This window comes from Simplicispira suum, from assembly GCF_003008595.1.
GTDB lineage: Bacteria > Pseudomonadota > Gammaproteobacteria > Burkholderiales > Burkholderiaceae_C > Simplicispira > Simplicispira suum.
This window is the reverse complement of record NZ_CP027669.1, coordinates 2,580,764-2,600,976: the sequence shown is the minus strand read 5'-3', so window position 1 is coordinate 2,600,976 and position 20,213 is coordinate 2,580,764. Positions and strand designations below refer to the sequence as shown.

24 protein-coding genes are annotated in these 20,213 nt (G+C 62.8%); 7 read left to right on the top strand and 17 right to left on the bottom strand.

Annotation, left to right across the window (positions count from 1 at the left end; translation table 11 throughout):
- Positions 1–186 precede the first annotated feature (186 nt).
- Positions 187–1,545: a signal recognition particle-docking protein FtsY gene (ftsY, locus tag C6571_RS12070; RefSeq protein WP_420852925.1), complete on the top strand. Its 1,359-nt coding sequence runs from the start codon at positions 187–189 to the stop codon at positions 1,543–1,545.
- A 3-nt stretch (positions 1,546–1,548) separates the two neighbouring features.
- Here the strand turns inward: ftsY and cutA are convergent, their stop codons facing one another.
- Positions 1,549–1,881: a divalent-cation tolerance protein CutA gene (cutA, locus tag C6571_RS12065; protein WP_106446896.1), complete on the bottom strand. Its 333-nt coding sequence runs from the start codon at positions 1,879–1,881 to the stop codon at positions 1,549–1,551.
- 213 nt (positions 1,882–2,094) lie between these two features.
- Here cutA and rpoH point away from each other — a divergent pair, with 213 nt between their 5' ends.
- Together rpoH and C6571_RS12055 are read left to right on the top strand one after the other, a co-directional pair.
- The gene (rpoH, locus tag C6571_RS12060) at positions 2,095–3,030 is read left to right on the top strand and encodes an RNA polymerase sigma factor RpoH (protein ID WP_106446895.1); all 936 of its coding nucleotides are present in this window, start codon (positions 2,095–2,097) and stop codon (positions 3,028–3,030) included.
- A gap of 69 nt (positions 3,031–3,099) precedes the next feature.
- Positions 3,100–4,101, top strand: a complete 1,002-nt coding sequence (locus C6571_RS12055; protein WP_106446894.1) for a Bug family tripartite tricarboxylate transporter substrate binding protein — start codon at positions 3,100–3,102, stop codon at positions 4,099–4,101.
- 28 nt (positions 4,102–4,129) lie between these two features.
- Here the strand turns inward: C6571_RS12055 and C6571_RS12050 are convergent, their stop codons facing one another.
- Complete coding sequence (locus C6571_RS12050) at positions 4,130–4,597, bottom strand: winged helix-turn-helix transcriptional regulator (protein ID WP_106446893.1); 468 nt, start codon at positions 4,595–4,597, stop codon at positions 4,130–4,132.
- 130 nt (positions 4,598–4,727) lie between these two features.
- Between C6571_RS12050 and C6571_RS12045 the strand changes: the two genes are divergently transcribed.
- Positions 4,728–6,029, top strand: a complete 1,302-nt coding sequence (locus C6571_RS12045; protein WP_106446892.1) for a D-amino acid dehydrogenase — start codon at positions 4,728–4,730, stop codon at positions 6,027–6,029.
- A gap of 19 nt (positions 6,030–6,048) precedes the next feature.
- Here C6571_RS12045 and C6571_RS12040 read toward each other — a convergent pair whose 3' ends face one another.
- The 5 genes from C6571_RS12040 to C6571_RS12020 are packed head-to-tail and all read right to left on the bottom strand — an operon-like array spanning position 6,049 to position 10,212.
- Entirely contained in the window at positions 6,049–6,660 is a 612-nt protein-coding gene (locus tag C6571_RS12040) for an SCO family protein (protein ID WP_106446891.1), read from the bottom strand.
- Between the two features lie 7 nt (positions 6,661–6,667).
- Positions 6,668–7,570: a heme o synthase gene (gene cyoE, locus C6571_RS12035; RefSeq protein WP_106446890.1), complete on the bottom strand. Its 903-nt coding sequence runs from the start codon at positions 7,568–7,570 to the stop codon at positions 6,668–6,670.
- Positions 7,567–8,760 (bottom strand): COX15/CtaA family protein, encoded by a 1,194-nt coding sequence (locus tag C6571_RS12030; protein WP_106446889.1) that lies wholly within the window; start codon positions 8,758–8,760, stop codon positions 7,567–7,569. Before C6571_RS12030 ends, cyoE begins: the two co-directional genes overlap by 4 nt.
- Positions 8,757–9,485, bottom strand: coding sequence for a hypothetical protein (locus C6571_RS12025; protein ID WP_106446888.1), 729 nt, complete (start codon positions 9,483–9,485; stop codon positions 8,757–8,759). Before C6571_RS12025 ends, C6571_RS12030 begins: the two co-directional genes overlap by 4 nt.
- Positions 9,442–10,212 (bottom strand): SURF1 family protein, encoded by a 771-nt coding sequence (locus C6571_RS12020; protein WP_420852924.1) that lies wholly within the window; start codon positions 10,210–10,212, stop codon positions 9,442–9,444. The genes C6571_RS12025 and C6571_RS12020 overlap by 44 nt, the downstream gene beginning before the upstream one ends.
- A 12-nt stretch (positions 10,213–10,224) precedes the next feature.
- Here C6571_RS12020 and C6571_RS12015 point away from each other — a divergent pair, with 12 nt between their 5' ends.
- The gene (locus C6571_RS12015; protein WP_211300632.1) at positions 10,225–10,443 is read left to right on the top strand and encodes a twin transmembrane helix small protein; all 219 of its coding nucleotides are present in this window, start codon (positions 10,225–10,227) and stop codon (positions 10,441–10,443) included.
- A gap of 43 nt (positions 10,444–10,486) precedes the next feature.
- On the opposite strand, the gene C6571_RS12010 is transcribed toward C6571_RS12015, so the two are convergent.
- The 7 genes from C6571_RS12010 to C6571_RS11985 form a co-directional block, all read right to left on the bottom strand.
- The gene (locus tag C6571_RS12010; RefSeq protein WP_106446886.1) at positions 10,487–11,368 is read right to left on the bottom strand and encodes a cytochrome c oxidase subunit 3; all 882 of its coding nucleotides are present in this window, start codon (positions 11,366–11,368) and stop codon (positions 10,487–10,489) included.
- 55 nt (positions 11,369–11,423) lie between these two features.
- Positions 11,424–11,645 carry a DUF2970 domain-containing protein gene (locus C6571_RS12005; protein ID WP_106446885.1) on the bottom strand — a complete coding sequence of 74 codons (222 nt, stop codon included), beginning with the start codon at positions 11,643–11,645 and terminating at the stop codon, positions 11,424–11,426.
- Positions 11,642–12,250 carry a cytochrome c oxidase assembly protein gene (locus tag C6571_RS12000; protein ID WP_106446884.1) on the bottom strand — a complete coding sequence of 203 codons (609 nt, stop codon included), beginning with the start codon at positions 12,248–12,250 and terminating at the stop codon, positions 11,642–11,644. The genes C6571_RS12005 and C6571_RS12000 overlap by 4 nt, the downstream gene beginning before the upstream one ends.
- A gap of 10 nt (positions 12,251–12,260) precedes the next feature.
- Positions 12,261–12,377, bottom strand: coding sequence for a cytochrome oxidase small assembly protein (locus C6571_RS19880; protein WP_211300631.1), 117 nt, complete (start codon positions 12,375–12,377; stop codon positions 12,261–12,263).
- Between the two features lie 2 nt (positions 12,378–12,379).
- Positions 12,380–14,011 (bottom strand): cytochrome c oxidase subunit I, encoded by a 1,632-nt coding sequence (gene ctaD, locus C6571_RS11995; protein WP_106446883.1) that lies wholly within the window; start codon positions 14,009–14,011, stop codon positions 12,380–12,382.
- Positions 14,012–14,043: 32 nt separating this feature from the next.
- Positions 14,044–15,213: a cytochrome c oxidase subunit II gene (coxB, locus tag C6571_RS11990; protein WP_106446882.1), complete on the bottom strand. Its 1,170-nt coding sequence runs from the start codon at positions 15,211–15,213 to the stop codon at positions 14,044–14,046.
- A 343-nt stretch (positions 15,214–15,556) separates the two neighbouring features.
- Positions 15,557–16,459, bottom strand: a complete 903-nt coding sequence (locus C6571_RS11985) for a biotin synthase (RefSeq protein ID WP_106446881.1) — start codon at positions 16,457–16,459, stop codon at positions 15,557–15,559.
- Positions 16,460–16,542: 83 nt separating this feature from the next.
- Here C6571_RS11985 and C6571_RS11980 point away from each other — a divergent pair, with 83 nt between their 5' ends.
- Both C6571_RS11980 and trmL read left to right on the top strand, forming a co-directional pair.
- The gene (locus tag C6571_RS11980; protein WP_106446880.1) at positions 16,543–17,283 is read left to right on the top strand and encodes a ComF family protein; all 741 of its coding nucleotides are present in this window, start codon (positions 16,543–16,545) and stop codon (positions 17,281–17,283) included.
- 68 nt (positions 17,284–17,351) lie between these two features.
- Positions 17,352–17,852 (top strand): tRNA (uridine(34)/cytosine(34)/5-carboxymethylaminomethyluridine(34)-2'-O)-methyltransferase TrmL, encoded by a 501-nt coding sequence (gene trmL / locus C6571_RS11975; RefSeq protein WP_106446879.1) that lies wholly within the window; start codon positions 17,352–17,354, stop codon positions 17,850–17,852.
- Here the strand turns inward: trmL and C6571_RS11970 are convergent, their stop codons facing one another.
- From C6571_RS11970 to C6571_RS11960, 3 genes are all read right to left on the bottom strand, one after another.
- Complete coding sequence (locus C6571_RS11970) at positions 17,853–18,773, bottom strand: LysR family transcriptional regulator (protein WP_106446878.1); 921 nt, start codon at positions 18,771–18,773, stop codon at positions 17,853–17,855. It lies immediately after the preceding gene.
- A 227-nt stretch (positions 18,774–19,000) separates the two neighbouring features.
- On the bottom strand, positions 19,001–19,465 hold the full coding sequence (locus tag C6571_RS11965) for a MaoC family dehydratase (RefSeq protein ID WP_106446877.1): 465 nt from the start codon (positions 19,463–19,465) through the stop codon (positions 19,001–19,003).
- Positions 19,466–19,522: 57 nt separating this feature from the next.
- Complete coding sequence (locus C6571_RS11960) at positions 19,523–20,143, bottom strand: ParA family protein (RefSeq protein ID WP_106446876.1); 621 nt, start codon at positions 20,141–20,143, stop codon at positions 19,523–19,525.
- Positions 20,144–20,213 lie beyond the last annotated feature (70 nt).

Sequence of the window (20,213 nt, the reverse complement as noted above, 5' to 3'; positions counted from 1 at the left end):
AGCGGCCAAATGTTCAGTTTTTTCAAGAAAAAGCCGGCGCCCGGTGCGCCCGCCCCCGAAGACCTCCGATCAGACAGCTTGGTGGACCCTGATTCCACAGGCGCGCCGGAGACCGGCAACGCGACGGCAACGCCGGCCACGCTGCCTGCAGCGCCTCCGGCCATTTCGCCCGCTGACCTTCCCGTCATCGCCCCGGCTGTTGCGACGCAAGCGCCTGTCGTTTCAGTCGTTTCGCCTCCGGCGTCCGGGACTGAACCTGCGCAGTCGGCAACCGCGCCTGTGCCTGCGCCGCTGCCTCAAGCAACACTCGCAACCGTGTCCACTGCAGCGCCCACCCCAGAGGCACCGGCGACGGGCGCCCGCGCCTGGCTGCGCAATCCCTTTGCACGCAGTGCGCCCATACCTGCGCCTGCGCCTGCGGTCTCGCCGGCGCCCGAGCCAACGCCCGCACCCACCCTCGCGCCGGCATCCGGGGCGCAGCCGTCAGAGACGCGGGACAGCCCAACGCCAGCACGGGCCTCGCCCGCACCCATCAGCAGTCCCGTGGCGCCAGCCATCCAGCCAGCAGCCCCCCAAACCCAGGCGCCCGTCTTGACCGACACCCCTGACGCGCTTGCACCGGCTCGCAAGAACTGGATGGAACGCCTGCGCGGCGGCCTGCGCAAAACCAGCAGCAGCATCGCCACCGTGTTCACAGGAACACGCATCGACGAGGCGCTGTACGAGGAGCTGGAAGAAGCCCTGCTGATGGCCGACACCGGTGTCAAGGCCACGCAATACCTGTTGGCCGATCTCAAGCGCCGCGTCAAAGACAGCCGCACCACCGACCCGGCCGCCGTCAAAGGCCTGCTGGTCGATGCGCTGACCGATCTGCTGCGGCCCCTCGAAAAATCCCTGGTGATCGGCGAATTCACGCCCACGGTGATCATGGTGGCCGGCGTCAACGGTGCCGGCAAGACCACATCGATTGGCAAGCTCACGCGCCACCTCGCGCAAGCCGGCGCCAGCGTGCTGCTGGCTGCAGCCGACACCTTCCGCGCTGCGGCGCGCGAGCAGCTGGGCGTTTGGGCGGACCGCAATACCGTGGAAATCGTCAGCCAGGAGGGCGGTGACCCGGCTGCGGTGAGCTTTGACGCTGTCATGGCCGGGCGGGCGCGCGGCAAGGACGTGGTCCTGGTCGATACCGCAGGGCGCCTGCCCACCCAATTGCACCTGATGGAAGAGCTGCGCAAGATCAAACGCACCATCGCCAAGGCAGGCAGCAGTCCAGGCGCCGCCGGCATCGGCCAGCCGCCGCACGAGGTCCTGCTGGTCATTGACGGCAACACCGGCCAGAACGCACTGGCTCAGGTGCGCGCCTTCGACGACGCTCTGCAGCTCACCGGCCTCGTGGTCACCAAGCTCGACGGCACAGCCAAGGGCGGCGTGCTGGCCGCGATTGCCCAGGAGCGTCCGCTGCCGGTGTACTTCATCGGCGTCGGCGAACAACTCGAAGATCTGGAGACCTTCAACGCGCGCGAGTTTGCGCTGGCCTTGTTGACCTGAGGGTCAGGCTGCCGCCTCCTGCCGAACCCAATCGGCATATTCCGCTGTCGCCCGCAGCGGCTGCACCACCAGCTCGGGCAAGTCGTAAGGATGCAGGGCGCGCAGCGCGCCGAGCAGCGCGGGCACGGCTTCAGGCAGCGCCTTGAAAACCAGCCGGTGCTCGCCCGCTTCCTGCAGCGCACCCTCCCAGCGATAGTGCGAAACCACCGCCTCCACCTGCACGCAGGCGGCGAGGCGCTGGCCCAGCACCGCCTGCGCCAGGCTCCGCGCTTCCTGGGCACTGGAGACGGTCGTGGTGACGGCCGCCAAGTCGGCGGATGCTTCCAAAAAGATCATTCAATTTCCTCGCGCCTGTGGGGCGGTATGCAGAACACATCGCAGCATGCTATTGCATCAATAGCAATAAATGCAACATCACCATGCGCTAGACCCGAATTTCTTCTATTTCCCAAGTGTCGGCTTGGTCCGACGATCGAACGGGGAACTAAGCAGTTAGCAGTCTCTCTAAGAGAGTGCTAATATTTGGCAATGGAAGAAAGGAACGCTGGAATGAAACTCCCCTCTGGATCTGCAACAACCGCGCTGGCCCCGGCCAACCCGTGGGCGCTGGTGCCGCCGCTGGGGAATCTGGACGCCTATATCTCAGCCGCCAACCGCCTGCCGCTGCTTACGCTCGAAGAAGAGCAAGCCGCCGCGCGCAGCCTGCGCCAGAACAACGACCTGGACGCAGCAGGGCGGCTGATCATGTCGCATCTGCGCCTGGTCGTTTCCATCTCGCGCCAGTACCTGGGCTATGGCCTGCCGCACGGCGATCTGATTCAGGAAGGCAACGTGGGCTTGATGAAAGCCGTCAAGCGTTTCGACCCGGACCAAGGCGTGCGCTTGGTGAGCTACGCCATGCACTGGATCAAGGCCGAGATTCACGAGTACATCCTGAAGAATTGGCGCATGGTCAAGGTGGCCACCACCAAGGCGCAGCGCAAGCTGTTCTTTAACCTGCGCTCCATGAAGCAAGGTTTCAAGGCCGATGCCCTGGACGAGGACACGCACCGCAGCCGTCTATCGGAACACGAGATCGGCGTGATTGCGGACCAACTCAAGGTCAAGCGCGAAGAGGTGATGGAGATGGAAGTTCGCATGTCCGGCGGCGACATCCTGCTCGATCCCGCTCCGTCCGACGATGGCGAACAGGCCTTTGGCCCTATCGCTTACCTGGCCGATGCCGCGCACGAACCTACGGCGATGATCGAATCGCACCAACGCGACATGCTGGCAACCGACGGCATTGCCACCGCCCTGACCAGCCTGGATGATCGCAGTCGACGCATCGTGGAACAGCGCTGGTTGAATGTGAACGACGATGGCTCGGGCGGCATGACGCTGCACGAACTCGCGGCCGAGTACGGCGTCAGCGCCGAGCGCATTCGCCAGATTGAAGTCGCGGCCATGAAGAAAATGAAGAAGACGCTGGCCGAGTACGCCTGATCGTTCAAGGTTTGCCAGTAGGCGCGCCACCCTCACCGGTTGCGCGCCTTTTTAAATATGAGGGGTTTGATGTCTGCATGTCCTTCGCGCCGCAGTGCGCTCGCTTATGGCGCGGGCGCACTGCTCGCAACCGCATTGCCTGGGGTCCACGCTGCGGACACGGCTACCATGCCGCGCTGGCCGAGCCGTACGCTCAAGCTGGTCGTTGGCTTTCCAGGCGGCTCGTCGCCCGATCTGGTGGCGCGCACACTGGCCGAGCCGCTTGCTCAGGCCCTGGGTCAGACCGTGGTGGTGGAAAATCGTGTGGGCGCGGGCGGCAACATTGCGGCCAGCGCCGTTGCGCACGCCACAGACGGGCACACGCTGGGCGTAATGATCAACGGCAACATGACGATCGCCAAGTTGATTCAACCGCGTCTGAACTACGACCCCTTGAAGGACTTTGCGCCAGTCAGTCTGATTGGCACCGCACCCCTGGCACTGGCAGCGCCCGCCAACGCACCGGGCACCACGGCCCAGGAGTTTTTCGCTGCGGCACGTGAAGCCGGTGACACCTGGAACTACGCCACACCCGGCGTGGGCACCGTGGCCCACATCGGTATGGAACTGCTCAAGGGAAAAACGGGCATACGCCCAGTGCACGTGCCTTATGCCGGCAACCCCCAGGTGATCAATGCCCTCATCAGTGGCCAGGTGCAGCTTGCGCTTCTGCCCCCTGCCATGGCCGCAGCACAGGCGCGCGGCGGCAAACTGCGCATCGTCGGCATCACGTCGGCCGGACGCAGTGCCCTGGTGCCGGAATACGCGAGCCTCGCCGAAGCCGGGGTCAAGGACTTCCACCTGGAAATCTGGAACGCCGTGGCAGCACCAAGGTCCATGCCGCCGCAAGTGGTGGCGCGCCTCTCGGCGCTGTTCGCCGAGATTGCGCGGCGGCCCGAGATTCGCGAAAAACTGTTCCAGCAAGGCTGGCAAGTGACTGGCACCACTGCGGAAGGCCTGGCACGGCGTGTGCAGAGCGATGCGCAGATGCTCGGCGACGTCATTCGCGCGCACCACATCACCGCGCAATAGACCGCCCCGCAGCGCAGCGCGGCACTCCTCAGCGGTCCATCGGCAGGACCTGGCTTTCCTTCACCTCCTCCATCACCACATAGCTGTGGGACTGGGCGGTGACGGGAAGCTTTTTCAGCATGTCCCCGAGCAGATGGCGGTATTCGTTCATGCCGCCGAGCCGCGCCTTGACAAGGTAGTCAAAGCTGCCAGAGACCAAGTGGCATTCCATCACCTCGGGCAGGTGCAGCAGCTCCTGGCGCACTTTGTCAAAGACATCGCCGGACTTGGACGACAGCGTGATTTCCACGAAGACCAGCAGTGTCTTGCCGAGCGCCGCCGGGTCAACGCGCGCGTGGTAGCCGGTGATGACCTTCTCGCGCTCCATGCGCCGCACCCGCTCAGAGCACGGTGAGGTTGACAGGCCGATTTGCTCGGCCAGGTCGGTCATGGAAATGCGTCCCTGGCGCTGCAGGATATCGAGAATTTTTCGGTCGATGCGGTCGAGCTCAGTCATTTGAAGCGTCCGGCAACAAAAGGGCCCTCTATTTCAGCTGAAATTCTGGTTACATGCACATTTTTAAGTGAAATTTATCGCGACATAGTCAATAAACTTCCTATAAATCTTGTTTGAACGGGAGTGCGCGATGAAAGTCATAATTCTCGGTGGCGGCGTGATCGGTACCACGACTGCGTATTACCTGGCCCGCTCGGGCGCACAGGTGGTTGTACTTGACCGCCAGAACAGCGTCGCGCAAGAAACCAGCTTCGCCAACGCCGGCCAGGTGTCCCCCGGCTATTCCACGCCCTGGGCCGCGCCCGGCATTCCGTTCAAGGCGATGAAGTGGATGTTCCAGAAGCATGCACCGCTCTCCATTCGCCCGGACGGCAGCCTGTTCCAGTTGCGCTGGATGGCGGCCATGCTGAAGAACTGCTCGGCTGACCGCTACGCGGTCAACAAGGAACGCATGATGCGCGTCGCCGAGTACAGCCGCGCCTGTCTGCGCCAACTGCGCGCTGACACTGGCATTGCCTACGAACACCGCAGCCAGGGCACGCTGCAACTGTTTCGCACGCAGGCCCAACTCGATGCCGTGCAGCGTGACGTGGCGGTTTTGAAGGAATGCGGCGTTCCCTATGAATTGTTGGACCGCGACCAGCTCACCACCGCTGAGCCGGCGCTGGCGCAAGCACGCGAGCGCCTGACCGGCGGGCTGCGCCTGCCCAACGACGAAACCGGCGACTGCCACATGTTCACCCAGGCGTTGGCCGAACTGGCGCGGGGCCTGGGCGTCGATTTCCGCTTCGATCAGACCGTTGAGGGCTTGGTCACCGAAGGCAATCGCATCACCGGTGTGCGGGTCGGCGGGCAGGTACTGACAGCCGACCGCTACGTCCTGGCCTTTGGCAGCTATTCACGCGGTTTCCTGGAGCCCCTGGGGCTCAAGCTCCCGGTGTATCCGGTGAAAGGCTATTCGCTGACGGTGCCGCTGCTGAACTCCGAACTGGCGCCGCAGTCGACCGTGCTCGACGAGACCTACAAGGTCGCGGTCACGCGCTTTGACAATCGCATCCGCGTCGGCGGAATGGCGGAGCTGGCCGGCTTTGACTTGTCGCTCAATCCGCGCCGGCGCGCGACGCTGGAGATGGTGGTGAGCGATCTGTTCCCCGGCGGCGACCTGCCCAAAGCCGAATTCTGGACCGGACTGCGCCCCATGACCCCCGACAGCACGCCCATCGTTGGCGCCACGCCGTATGCCAACCTGCTGCTCAACACCGGCCACGGCACACTCGGATGGACCATGGCCTGCGGCTCGGGAAAGCTGGTCGCCGACCTGACCATGGGGCATACGCCAGAAATCCGCACCGATGGTCTGGCCCTCTCGCGCTACCTGCCGCCAGAGCGCTCCCGCGCAGCCCGCGCGCACTCGGCCGGCGCTGCGGCCTGAACCGCCCTGACGCAGCGGCTTATTTCGCCTCGTTCAGCAAACTGCGCACATCCTGCGCTACGGCGTCCGGGCCGCTTCCGTAGCGGCTGTAGACGCGCACCCGCCCTGCCGGGTCAAAAATGTAGCTGCCCGCCGAATGGTCCATCGTGTAGCTCGTCGGCGTCTGGCCGTCCACCTTCTTGAAATAGATCTTGAAGTCTTTGGCAACAGCGATCGTCTGCGCGTCGTCTCCACGCAGCGCGACAAAGCTGGGATCGAAATTGGCCATGTAGGCCTTGAGCAGCTCGGGCGTATCACGCTCTGGATCTACGGTGACAAACACCGCTTGCAGGCGCTCGCCATCGGGGCCCAGCATCTCCTTGACCTGCGCAAGTTCCTGCATCGTGGCCGGACAAACGTCGGGACACTGGGTGTAGCCAAAGAACACCACCACCACCTTGCCAGCGAAATCCTTGAGACTGCGGACCTTGCCGTCCTGGTCGGGCAAGGCGAAATCATGTGCGTACTCGGCGCCAGTGATGTCCACGCCGCGAAACTCTGGTGCAGACTTGGAACAAGCGGTCAAAAGGCCTCCAGCGCTTATGGATAAAGCGCTAATAGCTATTAATTGAAGAGCATTTCTACGGAACATGGAGGATTCACAAAAGGTAGTGATCCACCAGCAGAGCGGCAAACACGCCGCTCAGGTGGATCAGTGAAAAACGAAAAGTACGCCGGGCCAGGGCGTCGGAATAGTTTCGCCACAGCGCAAAGCCATACACGCAAAAACCGGTGCTGAACACCACGGCGGCCACCAGATAAATCCAGGAACTCATGCCATAGACAAAAGGCATCAGGCAGCCGGCAAACAGGATCAAGGTGTACAGGAACACCTGCAGACGGGTAAAGACGTTGCCATGCGTGACCGGCAGCATGGGCAGGCCCGCCTTGCGGTAGTCTTCGACGCGGTACAGAGCCAGCGCCCAGAAATGCGGCGGCGTCCACAGAAAGATGATGAGGAAGAGGATCAGTGCCTCCGGCCCTACGTCGCCCCGCATGGCCGCCCAGCCCAGTACCGGCGGCATGGCGCCCGAGGCACCGCCGATGACGATGTTCTGTGGCGTCAGGGGTTTGAGCACCAAGGTGTAGATCACCGCATAGCCGACAAAGGTGGCAAATGTCAGCCACATGGTCAGCGGGTTGATCCAGATGTACAGGATGAGCGAGCCGACGCTCACCAGCACGGCAGAGAACATCAGCGCCTGCCTGTCCGACAGCTCGCCTTTGGCCGTGGGCCTCCAGGACGTGCGCTTCATGCGCGAATCAATACCTTTTTCGACGAGGCAGTTGAAAGCCGCAGCAGCACCAGCCACGAGCCAGATGCCCAGGCAGGCAATCGCCATACGCAGCAGCTCGGCCGCCGTAGGCCATCCAGGCACAGCCAGCACCATGCCGATCAGGGCGCAGAAAACGATGAGCTGGATGACGCGCGGCTTGGCCAACGCATAGTACTGAGCCACGCGAGAGCGCAGGCCCAGCTCTCCAGAAGTCAGTGTCGTCATAGCTGTGCCTCCACGATACGCGGTTGGACCATGGGCGCGGGAGCAGCCTGTGCGCGCGGGCGCTGCGTTTCAAGAATCCAGGTAAGCACCACGACCAGCGCCGCTGCGCCGCCGGTATGAAGCACCGCCGCCGGCAAAGGCCAGTCAAGCACCACATTGCTCAACCCGGTCATGAACTGCAGCAACAACAGGCCCGCCAGCCATCGCGCCTGCCGGGACCAAAGTCCCGCACCTGCGCGGTGCAGTCGCCAAGCCAGAAAGCCAAGGACGACAAACACCGCGTAAGAAAACAAGCGGTGCGTGTAGTGGATGGCGGTCAGTGCAGAAAAATCGATGGGACGCCCATCGGACAAAACCCCCAGATGACGCCACAGCGAAAAACCTTGGGCGAAATTCATGTCCGGCCACCAGCTCCCCTGACAGGAGGGAAAGCTGCTGCATGCCAACACGGCGTAGTTGGTGCTCACCCAGCCTCCCAGCAGCACCTGGAGGCTCAGCATGGCGAGCCCCCACCAGGCAAGCTTGCGCAGTCCGGCGGGTTGGGTCAGCGTGATCTCGTCGGTTTTGACCGCCGTCTGGCGCACTGCCTGCACGCACAGCAAGGCCAAAAGCACCACACCACCAGCAAGATGCAGGGTGACGATAGCGGGGAACAGCTTCATGGTCACCGTCAGTGCGCCAAACGCGCCCTGTATACAAACCCAGACCAGGGTCAGCGTCGCCCAGCCGGGGCTTGGACCGTCGAAAGTACTTCGTCCAGCGCGGCGTGCACGCCACCACCCTAGCCACGCAGCCACGGCCAAGACGGTGATCAACGCTCCGACGCTGGTAGCGAGATAGCGATGCACCATCTCCACCCAAGCTTTGCCGTGGGTCACGGGGCCGCTGGGCAACGCCGTCTGCGCCGCTGAAATGTCTGCGTGCGCTCCCAACGGGCTGGCGTTGCCGTAGCACCCCGGCCAATCCGGGCAGCCCAGGCCGGAGTCGGTCAAGCGAGTGAAGGCGCCAAACAACACCAGGTCAAAGGTGAGAAACAGGGTCAGCACGGTCAGCGCCTGCCAGCGGCGCGAGCGCTGTGCGCCGCGGTTGCGCCAGAGCACCCAGGCCAGCGGGACCAGCGCGATGAGCGCGCCCAGTGCCAGCATGCGCAGCAGCGGGGCAAGATCGTAGAGTGGCTGCGCGCTGTTCATGGCTCGCTCGGTCGCCCGGCTGTATCCCATCCGGCAGATGCGCGCAGCAGGCGCTCCATGTCGCGCTTGGCGCGCGCTGCAGCAGCCGCATCCATGTTGGGTGGAAACCGCATCATCCAATGGCCCATGGGGTCGACGACGTAGAGGTGCTCTTGCAAGGCGTGTCCAGCGTCGGGCTGCAGCCAGCCCGCCAGCGCCTGGGGATCCACGCGCAGCACCTTCGCAGTGGAAACCCCTGCTCGCAGCGCCTCGGGTATGGCCGCTCCATCACTGAGCAGCCAAACCCAGTCGACGCGCTCTTTTTCCTTGCCCAGGCTCTCGCGCAGCTGCCGCTGCAGGTACAGGCGCTGCTCGCAATCGGAGGGGCACGCCGCAGGCGCCACGCTGACCAGCAACCATTGATTTTTCAGTGCGGCCAGATTCCCGGTACGACCTTGGAGATCGACAGTGGGCAGCGCCGGCATCGGCCGCTGCGGCTCAATCAAACTGCCGAAATTGCGATGTCCCTCCGGCCGAATGACGTAATAGGTGAAGTACGACGCCACGACTGGTGCGGCGCACACAAGCAGCAGCGCCAGCAGCTTCCAGCGCGCACCGCGCCCGCTCTGGGCTGAGCGCACGGCATCACCCACAGGCGGCAGACCATGGACGGTCAGGCCCAAGGGATGGGCTGCAGCGCCATCACGCACGGTGGCGGCGAGGTCGGATGAATTGGAACCAGACATATAAACCCGAAATCAGGCCGCAAAGCGCGAACCATTGGAAGACGTAGCCGTAATTCTTCTGCACACCGGTATCCGGCGGCAGCCAGTGGCGCAGCAAGCCCTCGGAGGGAGCGCCGTCCTGCACCACCACCAGGCCGGCAAGCGCCAAGCTGGTCTCGGCACGAAAGGCATCAAGAGACAGATTCTGCCGGATACGCAAAAACCCCTGTTCCCCCTGGCCACTTCCCAAGGCATAGATCGGCGTTGTTTCAGCCACCAAGTGCCCGTTGACCTCGACTTCACCCTCTGGAGTGAGTACCGGCGGCAGTGCGGTCCGCTCCAGAAAATTGCGCGGCGCCCAGCCGCGCTGAACCAGGACCACGGTGTCTTGGCCAGCAAGCTGCAGCGGCGTGATCACAAAAAACCCCTGGTGTCCGTCCATCTGGCGGTTGTCCAAGTACACCGTGTACTTTGGCAGCCACCGGCCATGCAGCTTCACACTGTGGAATAGAAACTTGTCTGGATTGCTCTCTGCAGTCCGGGGCGCCAACGCCGCTTGCAGTTCCGCCCCCGCAAGCGGTGCCTGAACGCTGCGCGCCGCCAGTTCCGCTGCCAGCGCCTCTTTCTCTGCTGCACGCTCCCATTGCCAGCGCCCGAGCGCACCCGTGCTCAAAATGCCCGCACAGGCCGCCAGCGAAACCAGCCACAAACGGAGACTGCTGCGCAGCGAAAAAGAAGCGCTCACCAGATAATGGCCTTCATGAAAATTCTTGTCGCACTGGGCTTTCTTGCCATTCTCGCCAGCCTTGGTTCCGCCCTCTTCTTCATGATGCGCACGGGCAAAGACGACCAGAAGCGCGGGCAACGCATGGCCTGGGCTTTGGCGCTGCGCGTCGGGCTGTCGATTCTTCTGTTTGTATGCATGCTGCTGGCCTGGAAGCTGGGATACATCCAGCCTACGGGCGTCCCGTTGGAGTAACAAAGGCGCCCCATGGCGCCTTTTTGCAGTGCGGCCGAAGCCATCACATCCAATAGACCAGCACGTAAAGCCCCAGCCAGACCACGTCCACAAAGTGCCAATACCAGGCCGCACCTTCAAAACCGAAGTGCCGCTCTGCAGTGAAGTGTCCGCTTTGCAGACGAAGCGTAATAAACAACAGCATCAACATGCCGAGAAACACGTGGAAGCCGTGGAATCCCGTCAGCATGAAAAATGTGGTGCCGTAAATCCCGGAGTTCAGCTTGAGATTGAGTTCCGTGTAGAGGTGATAGTACTCGTAGCCCTGCACGCAAAGGAACGTGAAGCCCAGGGCGACGGTGAGCCACATGAGCGCAATCGTGCGACCCCGCTGGCTGGCACGCAATGCATGGTGCGCGAAGGTCAAGGTCACGCCGGAACTCAGGAGCAAAGCAGTGTTGATGGTGGGCAACCAAAACGGACCCACGGTCTGAAACGGTTCGACGATCCCAGCCGGCGAAGCGGTGGCACCGGCAGCCACCGTTGGCCATACCGCTTTGAAATCGGGCCACAGCAAGGCGTTTTCGAGTCCCCCCAGCGCCGGCACCGAGTGCGCGCGTGCCCACCACAAGGCGGTGAAAAAGGCACCGAAGAACATCACCTCTGAAAAGATGAACCAGCTCATGCTCCAGCGGAACGAGAGGTCCACCTTGTAGCCGTACAGGCCGCGTTCGCTCTCGTGCGCTGCCTGGCGAAACCATTGAAACAGCACGACCAACCACCACACGAGTCCGAAAATAAAAGCGTACATGCCCCAGGCATGGCTGTTGATCCACTGGCTCGCACCCAGGATCACAAAAAACAGCCCGATGGCCGCCATGATGGGATGGGGCGATTCCGCCGGGACAAAGTAATACGGGGTTGCGCCCGAGGTCGTTGCACTCATTTCAGCTCCTGCTCTCTATCTATTGTCTTTGTATCTGTCTTGTGTCGAATGAAGCTCACACCACCCAATGCACCAGGGCCACCAGCGATACCACGATCAGGAGAAAACCCAACAATCCGGCTGCAATGATGTGCAGTGGATGAATTTGCTCCAGATCTTGCTGGTATTCGCTGCGCTTTCGCAGGCCCAGGAAGGCCCACGCCACCGCCTTCATGCTGCGAAGAAACGAACCGCCTTCCGCCGAAGAGCGAACCTTTGGGTTCGGCGCTTCGCTCATGAACCCACCTTCCCATCAATCACCAATGCCGCCGTGGGCGCCTGGGGAATTCCAGCGCCCACCTCAAAGAAGGTGTACGACAACGTGATGGTCTTTACGTCCTTGGAGAGCTTCGGATCGATGACGAAGGCCACAGGCCATTCCTTTTTCTCACCGGGCTCCAGCGTGTATTGGTTGAAGCAGAAGCACTCGACCTTGTTGAAGTAGGGTGCAGCCTGGCGCGGGGCGTAGCTCGGTATGGCTTGCGCCGACATGCGCCGGTTTTGCACGTTCTGAAACTCGTACATCACTGTCGTGAGTTCGCCAGGATGGACTTCCAGCGAGCGCTTGGCAGGATGAAAACTCCACGGCCCCCGCGCGTTGGCATCGAACTCCACGGTGATGGTGCGGCTGCGATCGACCTGCGAGTTGCTGGGAATGCGCACGTCCTTGCCGGCTTTTCCATTGCCCGGAACCTGGCGCTCGGACAGTGCCAGGATGTTGATGCCGGTTACTTCGCAAATGCGTTTGTAGACCGGAATCAAACCGTAGCCGAAGGCAAACATACCCAGCGCAACGATGGCAAGTTTGCCCACCATACGGGCATTTTCACGGCGCTCAGACATGGTCCACCATTCAGTGAGACAGGTAAATGAACTTCACCAAGAACCCGATGAAAAACGTGGCCGCGATGGATGCAAGCACCAAGCCAAGACGCAGGTTGCTTTTTTTCTGCTCGGGTGTCTGGGCCATGGTCAGGCAATCACGCGGGTTGCGGTTTCGTCAAGCTTGGGCGGGTTTTCAAAGGTATGGAAGGGGGCGGGCGAAGGCACTTCCCACTCCAGACCTTCGGCACCATCCCAGGGCCGCTGGGGCGCGGGCACGCCGCGTCCACGCATTGCCGGAAGCACCACGAACAGGAAGAAATACACCTGCGCAAAACCAAAACCAAAGGCACCGATGCTGACGATCATGTTGAAGTCGGCAAACTGCATTGGGTAATCGGCGTAGCGTCGCGGCATGCCGGCAAGGCCCAGAAAGTGCATCGGGAAAAAGGTGATATTGAAGGAAATCATCGACCACCAGAAGTGGATCTGACCCCTGCGCTCGGAGTACATGAAACCGGTCCACTTGGGCAGCCAGTAATACGCACCGGCAAACATGGCAAAGAGCGAACCCGCCACCAGCACGTAGTGGAAGTGCGCGACGATGTAGTAGGTATCCTGAATCTGGGTATCAATGGGGGCAATCGCCGGAATCAGCCCCGTGAAACCGCCAATGGCGAACACAAAAATGAAGCCAATGGCAAACAACATCGGGGTCTCGAAAGTCATCGAACCACGCCACATTGTGGCCACCCAGTTGAAGATTTTCACCGCCGTCGGCACCGAGATGAGCATCGTGGCGTACATGAAGAACAGCTGCCCGGTCACCGGCATGCCGGTGGTGAACATGTGATGTGCCCAGACGATGAACGAGAGAATGGCAATTGCGGCCACCGCATAGACCATGGAGGCGTAGCCAAACAGCTTCTTGCGCGCGAACGCCGGAACGACCTGGCTGATGATGCCGAAGGCCGGCAAGATCATGATGTAGACCTCGGGGTGACCGAAGAACCAGAAAATGTGCTGGTACATCACTGGATCGCCGCCACCTGCTGGATTGAAGAAGCTGGTGCCAAAGTGGCGGTCGGTCAGTGTCATGGTGATGGCGCCGGCAAACACAGGCATCACCGCGATCAAGAGGTAGGCCGTGATCAGCCAGGTCCAGCAGAACATGGGCATCTTCATCAGCGTCATGCCAGGCGCGCGCATGTTCAAAATGGTGACGATGACGTTGATCGCCCCCATGATGGACGAGGCCCCCATGATATGCAGCGCAAAGATGCTCGAATCCATGGACATGCCCATCTGCAGCGACAACGGCGCGTACAGCGTCCAGCCGGCAGCCGGCGCACCACCGGGCATGAAGAACCCGGCCACCAGCATGATGGCAGCAGGCACCAGCAGCCAGAAACTGAAGTTGTTCATCCGCGCAAACGCCATATCGGAGGCGCCGATCTGCAGCGGAATCATCCAGTTCGCAAAACCCACGAAGGCCGGCATGATGGCACCGAACACCATGATCAGGCCGTGCATGGTGGTGAGTTGGTTAAACAACTCGGGATTGACCAGTTGCAGGCCGGGCTGAAACAGCTCGGCACGAATCAGCAGCGCCAGCACGCCGCCCACCATCAGCATGGTGAACGAAAAAAGCAGATACAACGTACCAATGTCTTTGTGGTTGGTGGCATAAAGCCACCGGCGCCAACCGGTCGGGGTTGGGTGGGCGTGGTCGCCGTGGTCGTGGCCGCCGACGTGCCCGGGATTGTCAAGAACTGCGCTCATGTTGGATTCCTCAATACTCTTTGCAACGCCGTTTACTTGCTGCGCTGGGCGACGATTTCAGCAGGCTGCACGATCTGACCCGTCTTGTTCGACCAGGCGTTCTTGGTGTAGGTGATCACTGCGGCCAGATCGGTGTCGCTGAGCGCCTTCCACGAAGGCATGGCGCCATTCGCGGCTCCGTGCAGGACGATCTGGATCTGGTGCGCATGGTCGGCATCGCGCACGACGGCCGAACCATCCAGCGGTTTGATCGGGCCGGCACCCTTGCCATTGGCCTGGTGGCAGGCGGCGCAGTTTGAGCCATAGACCTTCTCGCCGCGCTTGAGGATGTCCTCCAGCGCCCAGACCTTGTTCGGGTCGTCCTGCTTGGCCGCGACTTTCTTCATTTCACCGCCCACCCAAGCCGTGTAGTCCGCTGCCGACACCACTTTGACGTGAATCGGCATGTAGGCGTGCTCCTTGCCGCAGAGTTCGGCGCATTGGCCGTAAAAATCGCCCACCGAATCGGCGCGGAACCAGGTGTCGCGCACGAAACCGGGGATGGCGTCCTGCTTGATGCCAAACGCAGGCACCATGAACGAGTGGATCACGTCGTTGGCCGTGGTGATGATGCGAATCTTCTTGCCCACCGGAACCACCAGCGGGTTGTCCACCTTGAACAGGTAGTTGTCCGGCGCCTGCGATACGTCGCCGCTATTGGACATCGCGCGCTGCGCCGGGTCGAGGGTCGAAATGAAGGCGAGGCCTTCGCCTTCACCCTTGATGTAGTCGTAACCCCACTTCCATTGGTACCCGGTGGTCTTGATGGTGAGGTCGGCGTTGGTCGTGTCCTTCTGCGCCACCAGCACCTTGGTTGCTGGAAGCGCCATGCCAATGATGATCAGAAAAGGAACCACCGTCCAGGTGATCTCCACCGCGACGGATTCGTGAAAATTGGCGGCCTTCGCGCCCTGCGATTTGCGGTGTTTCCAGATCGAATAAAACATCACCCCGAAAACGGCAATGAAAATCACCGTACAGATGATGAGCATCATCCAGTGCAGATTGCTCTGCTCCTCAGCGATGCGCGTAACGCCCCGAGTCAGGTTCAACTGATTCACGCTCGGACCACCCGGCAAATCATTGACTGCGTGGGCGGAACCTGCTGCCCAGGTGCCCGCCAGCATCAGAGCGTGGGCCAACCTCTTGAAAATGCTCTTCATAGTTCTCACTTGCTTCTAAGCCTCAGTTAACTCGCCCTATCCCGATCGGCACCCATGGCGCCTGCGCCATGTTGTGCAATGCAGCCGGCACGCCTTAAGGGGTAGCCGAAAAGATAGACGCGCCCCGCCCAGTCCACCACCCGCACAAACCAGCACTTGCGCTTTCCGGCGCAAGCTGCACACCCTTGAAAGGGCACGCATTGCGCGGAAAACGACATGCTCTTGCGGTGGGCGATTGTAGCGTGGCTTGTTTCAGATCAGAGAGACAAGGGAAACTCACGAGACTGAGGCGCAAATTTGCTCTACATCAAGAGCAATGGGCATGATTTGCGCTTATTTGCGCTCATGTTCGTGGCACCTTGCTTTTCAGCAAGCTGCGCATTTCGTCCAGAGAAACCGCACTGTGCGCAGCCACCGGGACGCGCGGCACGGGCTTGAAGGCATGCCCATACACAATCTCGAAGCTCAAGGCGAGTTGGCCATCGGCGTCTGGCAAAGCGAGGTCGGTGGCCAGCGCCTGGCACAAAGTGCGATGCCAGCGCCGCCCACGCAGCGCTGGATGCCGAGCCGGATGCAGGTTGCTGCCCAGCTCGCGCAGCTCCTGCAGCAATCGCTCGGGCGTCGCAAAACTGAGCGTGATGCGCTCCATGTCCATCACGGGTTCTGCAAAACCTGCTTCTATCAGCATGTCGCCCCAGTCGTGCATGTCGGTGAACGCGTGGGCGGGCTCCGGCCAGCCTTGCTTCTGATACACGGCGCGCAACTCGCGCAGCGTGTCGGGGCCAAAACAGCTGAACATCAGGTAGCCATCGACGTCCAGCGCGCGCTGCCAGGCGCCGATCAAGGCACGCGGGTCGGCCTCGCTGTGCAGCAGCATGTTGGCCCAGAGCATTTGTACCGAGCCTTTCTGCGGCGCGCCAAACGTCACCGCTCCCCGCCCCCAGCGCTCTGTGCTCCACCAGGCAGGCGCGAGCGCTTCGTGGGCTGCGGCCTGCCGATGCCGGGCCGTCTCGTTGACGAGGCAGGGCACATCGGGGTAGCGCTGGCGGAGCAAGGCGTGGGCCTCCAGACCGCCGCGCACCGGGTCCCAATGGCACCAGGCGCGCGGCGCCTCGCGAATCCAGCCCAAACGCTGCTCCATGCGCCGCGCCACCTCCTCGTGCAACCAGGGTGAAAGGGCTGGAGCGCGCTCATGCCAGCGCGCGGCGGCTACGGGGTCAATAGTGGGAGGTAGATCGGAAGCCATGGGGGAGTGTTACAGACAGCGCCGCTTGAGCCCACCAACTGGGCACAAAAACCCCAGCGCCGTGCCCTATATTGGACACCACCATGGCACGCCGCAGCCTCTTTGCCCAACCCTGGAGTCCCTTGCGCACGTTCAGCGCCTGGGCAGCGCGCCTGCCCAGCCAGTGCGCCGTGTGTGGCGGCTGGCCGGCGCAGCGTTTGTGTGAGGCCTGCATCGCGCGTTTTGCGCAGCCGCGCCCGCGCTGCAGCACCTGCGCCCTGCCGCTGGCCGGGGGCGCACGTCAGTGTGGCCATTGCCTGCGACATCCTCCCTTGCTCGACGCCTGCATTGCGGCGCTCGACTACGCCTACCCCTGGGCTGGGGTGCTGGCGCAGTTCAAGTTTCGTGGCGACCCGGCCTGGGCAGCACCATTGGCAAGGTTGATGCGCAGCACGCCTTGGGCAGAACCGGCCATCGATGCCGCCGACTGGCTGATTCCGGTGCCGCTCTCACCCACCCGCCTGGGCGAGCGGGGTTTCAACCAGGCCGAGCGCCTGGCGCACGCGCTCTGTGCGCAGAAAGCCTCACCGCGCCTGCTGCTGCGCCTGCATTCCGGTGCTGACCAGCATACCTTGAGCCGCGCGCAGCGCCTGCACAACCTGCAAGGCGCTTTCGCTGTGGACCCGCTGCGCGTCGATGCACTGCGCGGCCGGCGCGCGGTGCTGGTGGACGATGTGATGACGACCGGCGCGACGCTGCACGCGGCGGCCCAGGTGCTGCGACAGGCCGGCGTCACGCACCTGACTGCGCTGGTTCTCGCACGGGCCCCGCAGTCTGGGCAATAGAAGGCACAGATACGCACTTTTACGCGCCTGCGCCATTGCACACAGGCAAATGCCGACAGAATGCCGCCATGTTTCATATCGTTCTCGTTGAGCCCGAGATTCCGCCAAACACGGGCAACATCATCCGCCTGGCGGCTAACACGGGCTGCACTCTGCACTTGATCGAGCCACTTGGTTTTTCCATGGAAGACCGCATGCTTCGGCGTGCCGGGCTGGATTACCATGAGTTCGCGCAGGTGCAGCGGCATGCGGGGTGGACGGCGTTTCTGCGCACCGTGCAACCGGATCTGGCGCGCATGTTTGCCCTGACTACGCACGCCACGCAAAGCGCATTCGACACCTGCTTTCTTCCGGGCGACTGGCTGGTTTTCGGGGCCGAAACGCGTGGGTTGCCACCCGAGCTGCGCGAAACCTTTGCTCCCGCACAGCAGGTTCGCCTGCCGATGATGGCGGGGCAGCGCAGTCTCAACCTGTCCAACGCGGTAGCGGTCACGGTCTTTGAGGCCTGGCGGCAAAACAGCTTTGGTGCGGGTGCTGTCGAGAGTGTGCCGGCGGAACTGCGCGCCTGATCAGATTTCCTGCGCAGCCAGCGCTTCGGGCGTTTGTTCGCTCACAAAATCAAGAAAGGCGCGTGTGCGTGCCGGCAGCATGCGCTGCGTGGGCAGGGCCGCGTAGATGGTGTAGCGCGAAAGAATCCACTCGGGCAACACATGCACCAAGGCCCCGGCGCTCAGGTGGCGCTGCGCCAGTAGGCGCGGAATCACGGCGACGCCCGTACCGTCGAGCACAGCCCGCAGCAGCACGTCGGTGCTGGTCGACTGAAGCACCACTGGCAAGCTCACCTCGTGGCTCTCCCCTTCACCCGACAGCGGCTTGAGGCAAAGTTTGCGCACCCCACGCCGGCCATTGCCGGTATCGCGCAGAAAGTCGTGCGCTTCCAGATCCTGCGGCTGCTGCGGCGCGCCCCGGCGCAGAAGATAGCCGGGCGAGGCAACCACAATCGCTTCGCCCTGAAAGAGCTTGCGCGCCACCACGTTGCCGTCGAAATCATCCGGCACGACGAGAAAAGTGACGTCAAACTCATCCACGCGCCCTGTGGCGACATGGTCGGTGGTGAGGTCAAGCACCAGCCGCGGATGGCGCTCGCGCCAGCGCGGAATCAGGGGCGCGAGAAAATAGGTGGCAAGCGCGGCGGGTGCCAGCACATGCACCGTGCCCTGCAGATCGCGCGTACTCGCTGTGGCGGCCGCTTCAGCATCGTCGATGTCGCTCAAGATGCTGCGCACCCGCTGCAGGTAGGCGTCACCAGCCTCGGTGACCGCCACCTTGCGCGTCGTGCGGTGCAAAAGGCGGGTGTTGAGGTGCTGCTCCAGTTCGGCCACCACGCGCGTGACCACCGGGGGCGACATATCGAGCGCGCGCGCCGCTGCGGCAAAGCCGCCTTCGTCGGCGACGCGGGCAAACACCCTCATGGCTTGCAGGCGGTCCATCGCTTAGCCTCCCCACCCAGCACGGGACATGGCCCGGACCAGCGGCCACCGCGCAAGGGTCGCCAGCAATCCTCGGTACAGGCGCTGGTGGCGTCCCCCTTCCTCACATCGCGAAGCGATGCGAGAGAGAAGGGGCTGAGAGGCGCGGCTCCAAGCCTGCCTGCGCAGGCTTGGAGCCGCGCCTGGCGACTGCACGGAGCACACCAGCCGCTCAGGGGGTTGGCACCCTATACCGCTGCGCCGTAGTTGCGGGACAGCGATTCGGCCACGCAGACCGGCTTGTCGCTGCCCTCGCGCTCGACCGTCACCAGCCAGGCCATTTGCAGGCCATCGGGTGGCAGCGGTTCGGTCGACTGCAGCTGCAGGCGCGCGCGCAGCCGGCTGCCCACGGGCACCGGCGCCGTGAAACGCACGCGGTTGAGGCCGTAGTTCACCCCCATGCGCGCGCCTTCGATGGCAATGCCCGTTTCGAAGAAACGCGGTATGAGTGAGAGCGTGAGAAAACCATGCGCAATGGGCACACCAAACGGGCCCTGGCGCGCGCGCTCGGGGTCCACATGGATCCACTGGTGGTCGCCGGTGGCTTCGGCAAACTGGTTCACCTGTTCCTGCGTGATGGTGATCCAGTCGGTCACACTGACTTCCTGGCCCACGCAGGCCGCGACTTCGGAGTAGGAATGAAAGGTTTTCATGGCGCCAATGTAGCGCTGGTCCTGCCGCGCAGGTGTCGGCCATGGGACAGGGCGGGATCACTCCGCGTCCAGCCACTGGCAAATGCCCTGCCACTGCTCCAGATCGCGCGCCACGCGGCCTGGAGCCACGTCGAACAAGGTGAGCCCGTGCGCGGCCAGGTGCAGGTAGTTTTGCGTCGTGCGCAAAGTGCCCAGCACCGGCAGATTCAGGCTGTCCACGAAATGCGCCAGTTGCTCTGCGGCGCGCGTGCGCGGGTCGACGCGCATGCCGACGATGCCCACCGGTGTATTGGCACTGGCCCGGTGCGCGGCCAACTGGTCAAGAAATTCGCGGGTGGCAAAAATGTCGAACACGCTGGGCTGCAGCGGCACCACGATGCGGTCGGCCAGCTTGAGCACGTCTCCCAAGCGCCAGCCTGCAAGCCCAGCCGGCGTGTCGAGCACCACATGGCTGGCGCCGCGCGGCGGGCGGGCAATGACGTCGGCGCTCACGTCCCAACTGCCGATAGGCCGCGCCGCCGCTGGGCGCAGGCCCAGCCACAGCTTGGCCGACTGCTGGCGGTCGGCGTCGCCCAGCAGCACCGGGTGACCCTGGCTGGCCAGGTAGCCGGCGATGTTGGTGGCCAGTGTTGACTTGCCGACACCGCCCTTGGGGTTGGCAACCACGATCACAGACATGGGAGACTCCAAAATTTTAGGTAAAAACGGCCCCTAGCGCATGATACATAAGCGCAATTAGCTATATTTT

Excerpts from the sequence above, each read along its gene's own strand:
- ctaD (WP_106446883.1), bottom strand. The coding sequence starts at position 14,011 with ATGAGCGCAGTTCTTGACAATCCCGGGCACGTCGGCGGCCACGACCAC.
- C6571_RS11960 (WP_106446876.1), bottom strand. The coding sequence starts at position 20,143 with ATGTCTGTGATCGTGGTTGCCAACCCCAAGGGCGGTGTCGGCAAGTCA.
- trmL (WP_106446879.1), top strand. The coding sequence starts at position 17,352 with ATGTTTCATATCGTTCTCGTTGAGCCCGAGATTCCGCCAAACACGGGC.
- C6571_RS11985 (WP_106446881.1), bottom strand. The coding sequence starts at position 16,459 with ATGGCTTCCGATCTACCTCCCACTATTGACCCCGTAGCCGCCGCGCGC.
- coxB (WP_106446882.1), bottom strand. The coding sequence starts at position 15,213 with ATGAAGAGCATTTTCAAGAGGTTGGCCCACGCTCTGATGCTGGCGGGC.
- C6571_RS12030 (WP_106446889.1), bottom strand. The coding sequence starts at position 8,760 with ATGAACAGCGCGCAGCCACTCTACGATCTTGCCCCGCTGCTGCGCATG.
- C6571_RS11965 (WP_106446877.1), bottom strand. The coding sequence starts at position 19,465 with ATGAAAACCTTTCATTCCTACTCCGAAGTCGCGGCCTGCGTGGGCCAG.
- C6571_RS12015 (WP_211300632.1), top strand. The coding sequence starts at position 10,225 with ATGAAAATTCTTGTCGCACTGGGCTTTCTTGCCATTCTCGCCAGCCTT.
- C6571_RS11970 (WP_106446878.1), bottom strand. The coding sequence starts at position 18,773 with ATGGACCGCCTGCAAGCCATGAGGGTGTTTGCCCGCGTCGCCGACGAA.
- C6571_RS12025 (WP_106446888.1), bottom strand. The coding sequence starts at position 9,485 with ATGTCTGGTTCCAATTCATCCGACCTCGCCGCCACCGTGCGTGATGGC.
- rpoH (WP_106446895.1), top strand. The coding sequence starts at position 2,095 with ATGAAACTCCCCTCTGGATCTGCAACAACCGCGCTGGCCCCGGCCAAC.
- C6571_RS19880 (WP_211300631.1), bottom strand. The coding sequence starts at position 12,377 with ATGGCCCAGACACCCGAGCAGAAAAAAAGCAACCTGCGTCTTGGCTTG.
- C6571_RS12055 (WP_106446894.1), top strand. The coding sequence starts at position 3,100 with ATGTCTGCATGTCCTTCGCGCCGCAGTGCGCTCGCTTATGGCGCGGGC.
- C6571_RS12045 (WP_106446892.1), top strand. The coding sequence starts at position 4,728 with ATGAAAGTCATAATTCTCGGTGGCGGCGTGATCGGTACCACGACTGCG.
- C6571_RS12000 (WP_106446884.1), bottom strand. The coding sequence starts at position 12,250 with ATGTCTGAGCGCCGTGAAAATGCCCGTATGGTGGGCAAACTTGCCATC.
- C6571_RS12010 (WP_106446886.1), bottom strand. The coding sequence starts at position 11,368 with ATGAGTGCAACGACCTCGGGCGCAACCCCGTATTACTTTGTCCCGGCG.
- C6571_RS11980 (WP_106446880.1), top strand. The coding sequence starts at position 16,543 with ATGGCACGCCGCAGCCTCTTTGCCCAACCCTGGAGTCCCTTGCGCACG.
- cutA (WP_106446896.1), bottom strand. The coding sequence starts at position 1,881 with ATGATCTTTTTGGAAGCATCCGCCGACTTGGCGGCCGTCACCACGACC.
- C6571_RS12050 (WP_106446893.1), bottom strand. The coding sequence starts at position 4,597 with ATGACTGAGCTCGACCGCATCGACCGAAAAATTCTCGATATCCTGCAG.
- cyoE (WP_106446890.1), bottom strand. The coding sequence starts at position 7,570 with ATGACGACACTGACTTCTGGAGAGCTGGGCCTGCGCTCTCGCGTGGCT.
- C6571_RS12005 (WP_106446885.1), bottom strand. The coding sequence starts at position 11,645 with ATGAGCGAAGCGCCGAACCCAAAGGTTCGCTCTTCGGCGGAAGGCGGT.
- C6571_RS12040 (WP_106446891.1), bottom strand. The coding sequence starts at position 6,660 with ATGTTCCGTAGAAATGCTCTTCAATTAATAGCTATTAGCGCTTTATCC.